This is a genomic window from Pseudobdellovibrionaceae bacterium, from assembly GCA_020635075.1.
Classification (GTDB): Bacteria; Bdellovibrionota; Bdellovibrionia; order Bdellovibrionales; family UBA1609; genus JADZEO01.
The window spans coordinates 1-12,623 of sequence record JACKAM010000003.1 but is presented as its reverse complement, the minus strand read 5'-3'; the positions used below and the strand labels follow the sequence as shown (position 1 = coordinate 12,623).

General features: G+C 50.0%; 13 protein-coding genes. 9 read left to right on the top strand and 4 right to left on the bottom strand.

Features of this window, described 5'->3' with window-relative positions; all coding sequences use genetic code 11:
* Positions 1 to 107 precede the first annotated feature (107 nt).
* From H6624_14560 to H6624_14545, 4 genes are all read left to right on the top strand, one after another.
* Positions 108 to 344, top strand: a complete 237-nt coding sequence (locus tag H6624_14560) for a hypothetical protein (protein ID MCB9085566.1) — start codon at positions 108 to 110, stop codon at positions 342 to 344.
* Positions 345 to 508: 164 nt separating this feature from the next.
* Entirely contained in the window at positions 509 to 916 is a 408-nt protein-coding gene (locus tag H6624_14555; protein MCB9085565.1) for a response regulator, read from the top strand.
* A 491-nt stretch (positions 917 to 1,407) separates the two neighbouring features.
* Positions 1,408 to 1,731: a transposase gene (locus H6624_14550; protein MCB9085564.1), complete on the top strand. Its 324-nt coding sequence runs from the start codon at positions 1,408 to 1,410 to the stop codon at positions 1,729 to 1,731.
* 44 nt (positions 1,732 to 1,775) lie between these two features.
* Complete coding sequence (locus H6624_14545; GenBank protein MCB9085563.1) at positions 1,776 to 2,318, top strand: transposase; 543 nt, start codon at positions 1,776 to 1,778, stop codon at positions 2,316 to 2,318.
* Between the two features lie 413 nt (positions 2,319 to 2,731).
* On the opposite strand, the gene H6624_14540 is transcribed toward H6624_14545, so the two are convergent.
* Positions 2,732 to 3,622 (bottom strand): peptidase, encoded by an 891-nt coding sequence (locus H6624_14540; protein MCB9085562.1) that lies wholly within the window; start codon positions 3,620 to 3,622, stop codon positions 2,732 to 2,734.
* Positions 3,623 to 3,828: 206 nt separating this feature from the next.
* Between H6624_14540 and H6624_14535 the strand changes: the two genes are divergently transcribed.
* Together H6624_14535 and H6624_14530 are read left to right on the top strand one after the other, a co-directional pair.
* A complete protein-coding gene (locus H6624_14535; protein MCB9085561.1) occupies positions 3,829 to 4,146 on the top strand; it encodes a hypothetical protein in 318 nt (105 codons plus the stop codon).
* A gap of 534 nt (positions 4,147 to 4,680) precedes the next feature.
* Entirely contained in the window at positions 4,681 to 6,243 is a 1,563-nt protein-coding gene (locus tag H6624_14530) for an Hsp20 family protein (GenBank protein MCB9085560.1), read from the top strand.
* On the opposite strand, the gene H6624_14525 is transcribed toward H6624_14530, so the two are convergent.
* The 3 genes from H6624_14525 to H6624_14515 are packed head-to-tail and all read right to left on the bottom strand — an operon-like array spanning position 6,212 to position 9,891.
* On the bottom strand, positions 6,212 to 7,588 hold the full coding sequence (locus tag H6624_14525) for a sodium:solute symporter family protein (protein MCB9085559.1): 1,377 nt from the start codon (positions 7,586 to 7,588) through the stop codon (positions 6,212 to 6,214). The genes H6624_14530 and H6624_14525 overlap by 32 nt on opposite strands.
* Before the next feature lie 4 nt (positions 7,589 to 7,592).
* A complete protein-coding gene (locus H6624_14520; GenBank protein ID MCB9085558.1) occupies positions 7,593 to 8,603 on the bottom strand; it encodes a hypothetical protein in 1,011 nt (336 codons plus the stop codon).
* The gene (locus tag H6624_14515) at positions 8,542 to 9,891 is read right to left on the bottom strand and encodes a metallophosphoesterase family protein (GenBank protein MCB9085557.1); all 1,350 of its coding nucleotides are present in this window, start codon (positions 9,889 to 9,891) and stop codon (positions 8,542 to 8,544) included. Before H6624_14515 ends, H6624_14520 begins: the two co-directional genes overlap by 62 nt.
* A gap of 326 nt (positions 9,892 to 10,217) precedes the next feature.
* Between H6624_14515 and H6624_14510 the strand changes: the two genes are divergently transcribed.
* The 3 genes from H6624_14510 (at position 10,218) to H6624_14500 (ending at position 12,545) form a co-directional block, all read left to right on the top strand.
* Positions 10,218 to 10,616, top strand: a complete 399-nt coding sequence (locus H6624_14510; GenBank protein MCB9085556.1) for a BlaI/MecI/CopY family transcriptional regulator — start codon at positions 10,218 to 10,220, stop codon at positions 10,614 to 10,616.
* A complete protein-coding gene (locus tag H6624_14505) occupies positions 10,613 to 11,704 on the top strand; it encodes a M56 family metallopeptidase (GenBank protein MCB9085555.1) in 1,092 nt (363 codons plus the stop codon). Before H6624_14510 ends, H6624_14505 begins: the two co-directional genes overlap by 4 nt.
* Positions 11,705 to 11,771: 67 nt before the next feature.
* Positions 11,772 to 12,545 carry a DsbA family protein gene (locus tag H6624_14500; GenBank protein MCB9085554.1) on the top strand — a complete coding sequence of 258 codons (774 nt, stop codon included), beginning with the start codon at positions 11,772 to 11,774 and terminating at the stop codon, positions 12,543 to 12,545.
* Positions 12,546 to 12,623 lie beyond the last annotated feature (78 nt).

Genomic DNA, 12,623 nt, shown 5'->3' with positions numbered 1-12,623 from the left:
CGATAATTTGTAAGGTAATTTAAGTTTTGGTTTTGAAACCCGGTCGCTAAGATCAAGGGTGTGAGCGGGATTCCCGCCGCCGAGAAGATGTAAAAGGAGCCCTCAAGATGGGATTTAAGGAGTCGCTAGAAACTACAAAAGCCATGGCCAGCGGTGCTGAGCTCGAACCTCAGTCTGTTGTGGCGACTCACTTTGTCCGTCCCGCCTATCATGAAATCCCTGAGGCGCAGAGTGAACAGGTTGATGTGTTGGCGCAGATGAAGGCCAACTTGGATCAATTGGAAGACATCCAAGGTCGTCTTCGTTTTGTGATGGGGGAAATTCGCTCCATCACTCGTAAGTAATTTCCCAGTCAGTACCAAAATAGACTGCAATCAATCCTCTAATTTTGAGTCATTCAAAACGTTTCATTTCGATCATCAAGGCTTAAATTTGCGTTAACCCGCTGTGGGTATGGACATTGGGCACCGATAAGATCTTGATTGAATGAGTGACTTTTTTCAGGGGAATGTCTGTGCAAGAAAACAAGTCCAAGGTCATCCAAGCCGACGTTCACGTTTTAGTGGTGGATGATGAGCCTTTTCTTCGCGAAGCCATCGCCGGGTACTTTGAAGCCCAGGGGTATCAAGTGGGGCAGGCGGGGTCAGGACGAGAAGCTCTGACTTATATTTCCAGTGGTGAAGTTGACATTTTGGTAAGTGATGTTCGCATGGCTGACGGCAGTGGCATTGATATTCTTCTCGCCTTTCGTGAAAACCAGGTTCCGCGCCCCAAGGGTGTGATCATGATGACTGGCTTCGGTAACGTCTCCGAGCAGGAACTCTATGGCCTGGGTGCTGACCGCTTGCTCAATAAACCACTGCGTGCCCAGGAGCTCATCCGCATCGTCAACGAACTCTACGAAGAAGCCGCCTAACCCACCCCTTCAGCTATTGATCTACAAAATCCTTTATCTGGGAAGCCGGTCCTTTGCCGACCATTCTCCATAAATCCTCACGCGCCTTTCGGCCGCAGGCGCGTCTTCGGAGTGCGTCAGCTAGGCCGCCGCACCCCGTTCGGCTGAGCCTATTCCCTTCGGTCACTCAGCCTCCCACCCTGCGCGACGGCGGAGGATTCGGATTCACGGGAATGGCTCGGCAATCGGACCATTTCCCAGATAAAGGCGAGCCACGGTTTTGTGGATCAACAATCGAGAAGGGCCTAAAGCAGTATTCAGTTTTCGAGGGTGAGGGGGCGGACTCCGGAGGATCAATATGGTTAAAACCGAGTTCGGCTTGGTGCTGCGCTCTGAGCGAGAGCGCTGCTGCCGGACGCAATAAATGGATCCAGCCTGGAATACCCTTAAAAGCATAAATCGGGTATTTTTTGGCTCCAAACAGCCGTTATGCAAAACCAGGAGGATCCACAATGACAACTACAACGATCGCACTTGATATTGCAAAGGAGAAAATCCACGTTTATGGCGTAGATAGCCAAAATCGCGTCATAATAGACAAAGTTTTTAATCGAAAGAAACTCCTCTCTTTTTTGGCTAACCATCAGCCGGTGAAAATATTTATGGAGTCTTGTGCCGGTTCAAATTGGCTTTGCCAGCGCCTCAATCAAATGGGACATCATGCGTCTCGTATTTCAGCTCAGCACGTAAAGCCTTATGCGAGCCACCAGAAGAATGACCGTAATGATGCTCGCGCTATTTTGGAGGCTAGCCGAAGGCCAGGTGCTCTTTTGTAGGAGTAAAATCCCCGTGGCAACAAGAGTTACAATGTCTACACAAAATGCGAGATCGAAGACTCAGGGACTACAAAGCTCTCAATAGCCAAATCCGGGGATTCCTGTTTGAATTTGGCATTTTAGTCCCTACGAGTTCGGCTAAATTCTTTAAAGTTATTCCCAAGGTCCTAGAAGAAGCCGAGTCATCACTCAGTGGGATAATAAGAGATGAGATTTATGAACTCTTCGTTGAGTGCCGTAACCATTACCTAAAGGCTGAAGAGCTCGAAAAAAAGATCCGGGATTACTGTAGTGAAAGCCATTTCTACCGCAAGGCTATCGAAGAAATATCAGGCGTGGGACCTCTGGTGGCCTCAAGATTTTTGTCGACAATAAGCAGCCCGAGTAATTTTAGGAATGGAAGACAGGTCTCTGCTCACCTAGGTCTAGTTCCACGACAATATTCGAGTGGAGGACGGACAAGGCTTGGAGGCATAACGAAAAATGGAGACATTGGCTTAAGAACTATGCTGATCCAGGGAGCGCGAGCCAGACTCGCTAGCTTAGTGAAAAGCAATATCCCACTCAGGAACAAAGTAAGCTTTTAATGTGGGTAGAGAAAAAGGGGTTCAATGTCGCGGCAGTGGCCCTAGCTAACCGAAATGCCAGGCAAATGTGGGCGATTATGAATAAATGTGCATAGAAAAACAAAATCCGTGTCAACAGAAGGAAGATAAAAAGAGTCGGACTCTTCCCGATAAGGACCTAACGAACATGCAGGCCTAACCAGGGTCAGGGACGCAATGAGGAGATCGGGAGCAACATCAATTATCTGGGCTAGGAATTACCTTCCATAAGAGCCGAATAGACATAAGTTGCCTTCACTTCTTATCAATCTTCGGTTGACACAACAGGCTGGATCCATAGACATGTTTGAGGTTTAAGCGTATTGATCGCAGGAGGCCGGACGCTCAAGAGGAAAATCGTGAGTCTGCGAGCAACAATTAAGTAGGTTGGTGTTTTAGTGGCTGGATTCTTGGACGACTTCTTCGGCCTGGAGGTTTTCTCCGTGGCGATAGCGATCGATCAGGCTGCGATCGAGTGAGGGAAAGGAAAACAGCAGGGCATGGCTTGAAGAAGGTTGGTCTTCGAGAGTGACGACCACGTACCACATTTCGCCGGAATCCAATTCGTCAGGAAACTCCTTAACAAAGGTCACGAGGACATTGCCCATGGAGTCGGCAGCTCGCCAAATTTCGTCGGCTTCTTCGACGGTTTCTTCCCGCAGTTGAGCGAATTCACTAAATTCTTCTTCATGGATATCTCTGTCAGCGCGAACTTTGAGCATGGATTCGTAAAGCCCCTTGGCCAACTCATCACCTTCGGCTAGAGCATCTCCGTCAATAGCACCCGCAGGAACATCCTTGAGGCTGCGATCATAGACCAACTCACCCCGACAATACTGCTCCACGAGGTCGATGTCCTTTGAGGGGAAGTGGAGGTAGACAAAGCTGGGCACATTAGCGGTCATATAGCAAAGGGCCACATGGAACAAAAACTCATCGCGAGTGGGTTCGCGGCCATCTTCGCCGGACGCTTGTTCTGGAAACTCTTTTAAGTAAATCATCACCACTTGGCCAGGAATTGTTTCCCTATCTTCCCAGACTTCGTCCGGATCTTCGAGAGTGGGGCTCAGATTCTTTTCAAAAAGTGAAAAGTCATTTTCAGGCAAGTCGATATTCTCCCGGCGCAGACGAAAGAACTCATCCTCAAGTACGGAAATCTCCTTAAAGAAGTGCTGATAAAGATCGTCCTCAGAGGCAAACACCAATCCATTGGCCTCATCGATAACGATCTTGTTTCCGTTGGCTTCGCTGCTTTCCGCTTTTTGCCGATTGGCCTTATCCGACATCAGCTTTTCTACCTTCCTTTGGGAGCCATCATGGTCCCGACTAAAGGACAGCGTCTCATTGTGAAACAACCCACAACAAGGCCATGCCTCTTATTCAATTTTAAGAAGGGCGACAGGTCATGTCAATTTCCCCGGTTTTCCCTTGCAAGGCCTTTCAAAAGCTTATGAAATTCAAATGAGACCTGACCACGGAAAGGTTGGTTTTCTTGCAACAAATTGACGATGCATCTTTGGAAGAAATTGAGACTCTATTAAGCCAGTCTATGCGTGGTATTCACGCCCTTTTTGACAACGAGACCATCGCCGATATCCTCAGGAACCCCACGGAAGAGCTGGATTTTTTCAATTTCTCAAATATGGATCGTATCCAAAACCTATTTTCCCAGTTCATGGATTGTCCGACCTCCTATGACCGTCAGGTGTTCCTCCAGAGGTTGGAGCCCGAGGAATATGAGATCGTCGTCCGCACTTATTTCCATATTGTGGACAATACGGTCTTGGCCAACTCCTCCTTTCGCCATTAAATTCTCTACCTGTGCCAAGTAGAATCCAGTCTTAGGTCTAGTCATGATTACTGGGGCGCTCCTGCCTTTAGTCCAGTCCTGGTCTCTCCGATAAATCAATGATGAAAACACCGACATGGTTCTTGAGCTTGTTATTGTCCCTTCAGCCCTTTGCGGCCTTCGCCGAGTATCGTGCTTTCGAACTGCGAATATTCAATGAGGAGAAGGGAACGGAGAGGTTAGTACGTTCTACTTTTGATGATCTCCAATACCCGACCTATCACCCTCTGGATCCCGGAGAGAGAATTCAAATCGTCCAGTCCTGGCGCTGTTGGGGCAACACCTCAAAATTTGCCCCCTTGTGCCTTAAACCAGAGGAAAGAGCGGACAACGAAGATGCCCTGGAGCCGGGAGCCCAGCCAAGGACTAGTTCCTCAGGCGAGCCCGCGACCTGAGGGCCGGGAATCCATAACTGGTGGTATAATCAAAGTGTTGGATACAATGTGGTGAAGGATTCGCCCGTGAACATTAGGATTCCTAGGAAGGGGATCATCGATGTCGTCTGAAGTGAGTCGCTCCCAGGCTCGTCAAAATCAAGATCTCCAGCTATTGCAGGAGCAATACCGTCAGCGTCGCAAGAAAGTGATGGAACAAAACGAGCAGGATATGGCCCGCTTGCGGGAGACCTACCGGGAGCGTGAGCAGGACATTCGCAATAGCGGGGAAGCCTCAGTCAATCACATCCGCAAAAATATGGACGCCAAAGTCACCAATACCCGGGTGCAAAGTGAGCACGCGGTACGCAGTGAAAAGGAGCGCCAGGCGCGCGTCTATGAAGAGGTCCAACGCCAAGGAACTGCTCGGCTGGACAACCTAAAACAGGACCATCAGGCTCGCGAAAAAGCCGTCGGTCGTGACGTTCGTGTGGCCCGCGAAAGACGGGACCGCTTGGTCGATCAGGAGAGGGAGAACACCAAAAACATCCTGGACAATGAAAACCAGAGACGCAAAAAGATTGAGGCCTATTCTGCCGAGAGCATTGAAGAGGCCAGGACCAATGCGCAGAAAAAGCGTGAGGAGGTTAACCGGACCTCAAGTGAAGAAATCAAGCGCCTCCACACCTCCCAGCAGAAGAAGATCCAGGAGGCCCGGCAGCGCCACGAGGAACAATACTCCCAATTCTCACAACAGGGGCAGGAACGACTAAAAACTCTTCGTGACCAGAACCAGGTGGTCTATGAAAATGAAAGGGAGCAGGCCAACAAAACCCTCCAGGACCTGCGGGTGCGCTCGTCCAATGAAATCCACAGTCAGCAGCGTCAAGGCGAGGAACAACTGCACACCATGAAGGAGCAGCACCAAGACGCCATGAAAGTTGAACGAGAAAAGGAAGTCGTCCAGAGAGAAAGGCTCCGAGGTGAATACGATACGGAAATCAAAACCATTCATCAGCGTGGTGAAGGCGAAGTCAGCAAGCAAAAGGAATACAATCGCCAGCAGTTAGAACAAATGAAGGTCGCTCACGAGGACCAACTGAATCAGCAACGGCAAATCCAGGAAAAGGAGAAGCAAGAGGCTTTAGCCCGCCATCAAAAGCAGATGCAGGATAATGAGAATCTTTACCGGGCTGAACTGCACAATCAGAAGTCGGAGTTCCAAAAGTCCTTTGATTACAATGAGCGAACCAACCGGGAAATTATCGAAGGTCAGAAGGACAGATTGCTCTCTGCTCTTCAGAGTCAAAAAAAGGAATTGCTGGATTCCTCGGGCAAGTATTTGGACAAGAAAGACGACCCTTTTTACCGATTGAAATCAGCGCCTTCGGTTTTGAAAGAAAGTCCCTGGGCCTATGTTCTAGAGGTGCAGATTCCTGAGAGCCAAAAGGATGATATTGACGTGGTGGTAAAAGAAAACCAACTGGTCGTCTCGGGCACCAGGCGCTATGAGGATCAGATTGAAGAAGGGGATCATAAGGTCACCACCAACAACTACCAGTCCTATCGCGAGGCGATTGACATAGATCATCCTGCGGTGGAAAAGGCGGTCACCAAGGAATACAAAGACGGCCTTTTAACCGTGCGCATTCCTAAGATGGGGATGAAGCCGCCTTCGGTTTAACCAGGGACATGGCAAAAAAGACCATCAACGAGACGGCAATACTCACTAAAAATGGCGAGGGAACTTTGAATATGTACTCACCGACAGGTGTGGCAACCAGGCCTGTGATCAGAGTCACAGTCGCAGTTCGATTACAGCCCCATTTCGACCACAAGCCTAAAATCGTGATAATCAAAATGCCCGAAGTGCCAAAGGAAGAAGCAGTTTCCAAAAGTTCATAAATCCCTTCCGAGTAAATGGCCATGACATAGGCCACTACTCCGGCGACAACCACAACAGTCCTGTTGAGGCGGAGCTTTTTATTTTCTTCTGTGACCTTCAAAGCCGGTATCAAAACATTGTGAGCCACCAGCGCACCCACGGAAAGTAAAATGCTATCAATGGTGGCGAGGAGGGCCGAGATCAAAGCTCCGGCAAACACGGGCACGAGAAACCAAGGCATATACTTTTGCGCCAGTAAGATAAGAAACTGTTCTGAGTCGCCCTCAACTTGAATCAAGTGGGGACCCATAAGTCCCAAGGCCACCGGAATACTGCCGACCACCAGGTATATGGCTGCTGAACTGTAACAGCCGATGACGGCAACAGAACGACTTTTGGCCGCAAAGATGCGGGCAACAATTTCTTGGGCAACAAGTGAACCAAGAATTGGAATGGCCCATCGATCCGCTCTTTCCCACCAGGTTTCATTGGGGGCGATCAGTGACAGTCGGTCCCCAGTTTGTTGTGCAATTAGCAAATCACCAATAGGGCCGGATTGGGAAAGCACTAGATAGAGAAGGACGAAAAGACCGATTGTGATAATTGCTCCTTGAATCACATCGGTGATCACGTCCCCCATCAGACCCGCCAGAGTGGTGTAGGCGAGAACAAAACAGAAGGACAAAAACAAGGTAAGGTTCACGGGCAAGTCGGTGGTGGCCGACACCACGTGACCAAATGCCCGCAATTGAGCGGCAGCCCAGATCAGAGAGGAGAGGCTCAGGATCCAGGTGGCGAGACTCTGAGTGGAATCGCCAAAACGGTCCCGGTAGAGATCGGCAAGAGTGAAGTATTTCTTGCTCCACAGCCGGGGGGCAATGAGCAGGCCCGAAAGAATCAGGCAGAGGCTATAGCCAAAAGGGTCGGCCCGACTCCCGGAAATGCCGGATTCATAGACAGCAGCCGAAGATCCAATACAGGTCTCGGCTCCAAACCAGGTGGCAAAAAGAGAAATGGAAATCATGTAGAGGGGAAGTTTTCGGCCGGCGACCAGGTAGTCATCTTCAGATTCAATGCGTTTCGAAATGTAATAGCAAATAGCAAACTGACCTAAAAGATAAAGAAGAAGAATGGTTAGATTCAAATGCCTACTTACCCTTTTTGGATGTCTTGGTTGCCTTCTTTTTCTTAGTTTTCTTCTTTTTGCTCATTTGGCGCAATTGTTCTTTAATAGATTTTCTCAATGCGACAACTGCCATGGTCTGGCGGACATGAATCGGTAGGCTGTTTATGGTGAGCAGTGCCTGTTCATAGGTGGCTCTGGCCTCTTGTTTTCGTTTTGCCTGCTGGAGAAGTTGTGCTCGCTGAAAAAGTCGGGTTTCCTTTCTTTGCGATTGATTGAGCAGGAGGAGCTGCCTGTCGAGTGCCTGCTGGTGATGACCCCGATTCATCTCAATGGTGATGGCGAGATCTTGCAGGCTGCCAATAAGTCCGAGCTTTTCGAGCCCCTGATCTAGCAAGGCCAGAGCCTTTTCCGGGTCTTTGATCTTTTCATCGTAGGCCTGAGCCACTTCAAGGTAGAGATCAGGATTGGGTCGAGGAGTTGTGCCCAGGGTGTGCAGGTACTGCTCAATGGCCTCGTCTTTTTTGCCAATCATGAGCAAGGCTCGCGCGCGAATCAGGTGAGCAGTTGGCAGCAAGAGTTTTCGCCTCTCTAATTCGGCCTCGTCTTTCTCCAGGTCGGGACGCTGCAGGTACTTGTCCACAGATTGGAGCGCCAACTTGGGGTTATCAGTTGCCATGTACAAATGAGCCCAACTGAGATCAATCTCTGTCAGGAGTTTGAGAGGTCGGCGGTGTTTTTGCTCCAAGGCCAATGCTTGCAGTTGTTCCGCCTTTTGGTAGTCCTGTGAGGCTTTGTCGAAATCCTCATGTTCACGATAGAGCTCACCTCGCTGCCAGAAAAGAAAGTAGGCTTGAGGGTTTTTGCTGATCTTTTCATTGATGGGTTCCAACTGGCTGTGGAGGGTGCCATGGGCGAGAGCAAACGAGCCAAAGGTGAGTGTTAGAAGTAGACCCAGGCAGGTCAAAATGCGGTCACTCAGTGTCGGCAGGAGCTCTTTGTTGAGTTGAATTTTTGAGAATTGTAAACGTGTCATCAAAGTCGCCATTTTCGCGAATAAAAGTGGTGTCCATACGATTACCATTGATTTCCAGAATGAGCGACCCCAATTCTCTTAAGTTAACCTTCATGACGGGATGATTCAAGGAGCCACCAGAGACCTTTCCCGAGGAACCGGCAACCACGTACACAGCGCCCTTGTGAGCCAGATGATCTTTTTGGTAGGCGCCATTTCCATTGGCCCGGCCATCCCCAGTGTTGAGAATCATGCTACTGCGCAGAGAGGATGAATTTCCATAGTGGCCATCTAGGAGCACAGACCTCTCGTAAGAATGACTGTGGCCCGCCATGACCAGATCAACCCCGTAGTCTTCGAGAATGGGGAGGAAGTGTTCACGCATCTCCACCAGGGCACCTTCGCTGTCGGAGTCATGAGATCCCTTGCTGTAGGGCGGATGGTGCCAATAGGCGATGGTCCACAATGCCGAGTTATTGGCCAGATCATCTTTGAGCCATTTGGCCATAGCGCTGGTGGGTAAGCGACTACTGCCTGTGGAGTCGAGACAGACAAAGTGGATATTGGCGTAGTCGAAGGAGTAATAGGCTTCGCTTCCTGACGGAAGCCCTCCAGCTTCGCCCTTGGTGGGCATGGTGAAAATCTGATAGTAGGGGCTGTCGTCCCGTTCGTGATTGCCGCGAGTGGGAAATAGTGCCGAGGTTCTCAACATACGAGGATACATATCAAAGACCGCCGCCTGGAACTCAGTATCGGTACCATCAGTGTAGGCGTTGTCTCCTAGCATGAGCCACAGGTCTGTGTGTTGATTACCCGTTTTGCTGTAATAGGCATCGCGGACGGCGCGGGCATTGGCATCCTTGGTTCCGGAATCCCCCAACACCCAAATGCGTGTGGGCTTTACAGTACCGATTATTGGGTGAGTCACGAAATAATGTTGATCGTTGAGGCCAGCCAATCTTCCAGACTCGCTGCCAATCGAATAAAAGTAACGAGTGGCTTCGCGTAGTCCCGTCGCAAGGACTTCATGTTCACGGGAGGGCTGCGATTCTTCAAACTCGTGAACCATGCGGTCAGGAGCCGGGCCCAGACGCAAACGCCCCCGGGTCGGGTTGCTGGTGCGCCACCTGATGACAATTGAATGGGAGGTGGACATTTGCAAATAAGGGCCGCGGGTGACCTGGTTGATCTTGTCTTGTATCGAATCATCAATTGGCGGCAGGGGTGGGGGGCCGTTGGGAGGCAGTGGTCCGGGTGGTGGATTGTTACTGTTGCTGTTGAGGGATTCTAATGAGCGAACGCGGCCCATTTGGTCGCAATTGACATAGAATCCCAGGGCCAGGGAAAGGCTGATAAAGAGTCCACCAAGTTGTCCTAATCTCCCCCGAGTCATGTGCGAGAACCTCTGGTCAATGGACCATCCCCATTGTTTCATACCTTCAATTATTAGACCACCTGGGGTGCCAAAGAGGGACGCTAAGCGGTTGGAAATTGTCGAGTTATTTGGGATTGGTCAATTATTTTACATCCTCTGGCACGGGTGTTTGGGGGCCAGCGCTACGAAAACTGGACTTTAAAGAAACTGACGACATCCGTAGTCTATGGGTGACGACAATCGTAGACAGGAGTGTTTTGATGGCAAAGGCGAGTCTAGGTCAGCAAGAGCTGGAAGTATTGGGTCTTATCAGTGATCGGGAGCCGGTTTCAGTGCGCGAGGTGGCGGAGGCCTTTGCTCAGAGTCACGGATTGGCGCGGACCACGATCTTAACGGTGATGGACCGTCTGCGAGCCAAGGGATATTTGAGCCGGAAGAAGAGCGGGGGTTTATTCATGTATAAGACCTGTCAGAAGAAGTCCCAGGTCTTGCGCCATCAAGTGAAGGATTTTGTAGAGAAGAATCTGGGTGGTTATGTGTCGCCCTTTTTGGCCTATCTGTCAGATGAAAAGGTCAAGCTGGATGAGGATGAGTTGGCTGAACTTAAAAGACTCATTGCCAGATATGAAAACGATGAACAAAAGGAGGCGGGACAATGATGACGAGTCAATCCCTTTTTCAGGGCCTTGTTCAGGTGGCAATTCTTGGCAATGTTATCTTGTTGTTGTTTTATATTTTTTCGCGATGGACGTCGGGCACTTCTCCCAACACCAAGTCCCTCATCTGGCGCACAAGTTTGATTCCCTTGCCTCTTTTACTTTTTTGGACGGATCAGTCCCAATGGGTGAGTTCTTGTGTGAAGGAACTGTCTCCTCTTTGTCCCCAATGGCTGGGGGCTGCAGTGACTGTTCTCCCTTCGATGGGGCAGGGGGCACAGCAGGAAGATGGCCTTTTGCTGTTTGCCCTTTGGGGAGTGCCAGTGCTGTCGCTTGCGATATTAGGCCTGGGAACCTATCATTTTCGCCTCCGGAAATGGCTACTCCGCGCCTGTCTTGCTGATGAATCGCTTCACTTGGTTGTGAGGCAGGTCGCTGATGACTTAGAATTGAGGCGTTTGCCAAAGGTTTTAATGGTGCATAACCTTGGAAGTCCTGCCATCGCAGGAGTTTGGTCACCCAAGTTGCTTTTACCGGTTGGCCTGGACAACAAACTGTCGAAGGATGAGGTCCGTGCAGCCCTCGCCCACGAGCTGGCTCATCTCAAAAACGGTGATCACTGGTGGAACTTTTACCTGTGGTTGCACCAATGTGCCTTCTTTTTTGTTCCCCTGCTATGGATTGCGGGCAAAGAAATGCATCGAGTTCAGGAAATGGCAGCCGACGAGATAGCCGTAACCCGAGGGGGCGCCAAAAGAAGCCAACTGGCAAGTGCATTGGCCTGGGTGGGGGCGGGATTGACGCCGTCGATTCCCATTCCATTTGTCGCTTCGGCCTTGCGTCCTAAACAGGCTCTAAAAGATCGCATTGCTGCCTTGGCCCACTACCGTCGGCCAAGAGTGGTGCAGGCCTGGATGAGTTTTGTGGGAGTGGGTATTTTAGTTTTTGGCTTCACTCTATTGGCAGAAAGATATTGGCCCTCGCAGGTGGTGATTTCTGCCAAGGGAAAAACGGAAGGTGAGCCCATTATGTGTTACCCGGTTCCCGATATCATGAAGACCATTGAAGCGACCAAGAAAGGGCGCTGCTAATCAGAGAATAAAATGAATGACTTAACAACCGTGTAACAGGGGCTGCCACCCCTGAAGGGGGATCTTTATGCGAAAATTAGGATATGCATTGCTGTTTGGTCTGACCGTCACAAGTTGCTCACCTTCTAAGGAGAAAATCAAGCAGGTGATTCGTGAGAACCCGGATTTGGTTTTTGGCGCCATAGAAGATGACCCGGAAAAATTCGTCGCCACGGTCAACCAAGCTGTTCAGTCTCAGCAGCTAAAGGCCAGGGAGAGGGAAAACCAGAAAGCCCTCACAGAGATCGAAAAGGACTTTATTTCTCCCAAAGAGCCCATCATTGACAAGAACCGAATCGTTTTTGGCTCCGCCTCGGCCCCAATTACCATAGTGGAGTATGGGGATCTCCAGTGCCCGGCTTGTCAGAGGGGCTACTATTCACTGAAGGAAATCAAAAAACGCTACGCCGACAAAATCAGTATCATCTACAAACATATGCCTTTGAAGTTTCATGAGCTGGCCTTTCCCGCAGCTCAGTATTTTGAGGCCATTGCCCGACAAGATAAGGCCAAGGCCCTGACCTTTCACGATCAGATATTTGAAAAACAACGGGAGATGACAAACCTGGAGTTTATTCGCACCACGGCCAAAGCCCTCAAGGTGGATTGGAAAAGGTTGGAGAAAGACCTTAAGTCCCTAGAGATCGAAAAACGCATCAGTGACGACATAGGCGAATTCACAGAGTTTGGCTTCACCGGGACCCCAGTTTATTTGATTAACGGCGTGGCCCTACAAGGAGCCTATCCGGCCGACGAAATGGCAAAAGTGATCGACCGGCACCTGCAGAAGGATAGCCGGTGAATCGAAAGCTATGCCAAAACTGGCCCCATTTTTTGTGAATCCACAAAACCTGGCGGCGCCTTTTTCCGGGAAGTAGGT

What these genes read in the sequence shown, in the direction of transcription:
- H6624_14560 (MCB9085566.1), top strand. Translation starts at nt 108, where the DNA reads ATGGGATTTAAGGAGTCGCTAGAAACTACAAAAGCCATGGCCAGCGGT.
- H6624_14555 (MCB9085565.1), top strand. Translation starts at nt 509, where the DNA reads ATGTCTGTGCAAGAAAACAAGTCCAAGGTCATCCAAGCCGACGTTCAC.
- H6624_14550 (MCB9085564.1), top strand. Translation starts at nt 1,408, where the DNA reads ATGACAACTACAACGATCGCACTTGATATTGCAAAGGAGAAAATCCAC.
- H6624_14545 (MCB9085563.1), top strand. Translation starts at nt 1,776, where the DNA reads ATGCGAGATCGAAGACTCAGGGACTACAAAGCTCTCAATAGCCAAATC.
- H6624_14540 (MCB9085562.1), bottom strand. Translation starts at nt 3,622, where the DNA reads ATGTCGGATAAGGCCAATCGGCAAAAAGCGGAAAGCAGCGAAGCCAAC.
- H6624_14530 (MCB9085560.1), top strand. Translation starts at nt 4,681, where the DNA reads ATGTCGTCTGAAGTGAGTCGCTCCCAGGCTCGTCAAAATCAAGATCTC.
- H6624_14520 (MCB9085558.1), bottom strand. Translation starts at nt 8,603, where the DNA reads ATGACACGTTTACAATTCTCAAAAATTCAACTCAACAAAGAGCTCCTG.
- H6624_14515 (MCB9085557.1), bottom strand. Translation starts at nt 9,891, where the DNA reads ATGGGCCGCGTTCGCTCATTAGAATCCCTCAACAGCAACAGTAACAAT.
- H6624_14510 (MCB9085556.1), top strand. Translation starts at nt 10,218, where the DNA reads ATGGCAAAGGCGAGTCTAGGTCAGCAAGAGCTGGAAGTATTGGGTCTT.
- H6624_14505 (MCB9085555.1), top strand. Translation starts at nt 10,613, where the DNA reads ATGATGACGAGTCAATCCCTTTTTCAGGGCCTTGTTCAGGTGGCAATT.
- H6624_14500 (MCB9085554.1), top strand. Translation starts at nt 11,772, where the DNA reads ATGCGAAAATTAGGATATGCATTGCTGTTTGGTCTGACCGTCACAAGT.